A 318-nucleotide genomic window follows, 5' to 3' on the forward strand; every position below is an offset into this window, starting at 1 on the left:
TTCCTTCAGTTATGCAAATGCTACTCATTGAAAATGTTCGTCGTCTTTCAGTGCGTATCGAAAAAGCGCGCCAGATGCGCCATCTTGCGAGTCAAGTAGCTGATAAAATTTCTCTTGTAGAAAATAAAACAAATCTAAACTCTCTTTTTACGCAATACAAATCATTTACTGCTGACCCAACTTTTTCAGCACATTTATTCTATCGTCTGCGCAGTGCATCTATCGATTCAAACGTAGCGTTAACTTGGCTTGAAAAGCAATTAGAAAGTCAAGGCAGTAACTTAGAAAGTGCAACAGCCGATGAGTATACCCGACAAG

The 318-nt window shown here is 39.3% G+C and carries 1 protein-coding gene; it reads left to right on the forward strand.

Annotated elements, in window-relative coordinates; genetic code table 11:
- Positions 1-318: hypothetical protein (locus tag ACFINC_RS09590; protein ID WP_375617064.1), on the forward strand; the 318-nt coding region annotated here is incomplete at both ends.

The organism is Bartonella sp. AP58NXGY (genome assembly GCF_042195785.1).
Classification (GTDB): Bacteria; Pseudomonadota; Alphaproteobacteria; order Rhizobiales; family Rhizobiaceae; genus Bartonella.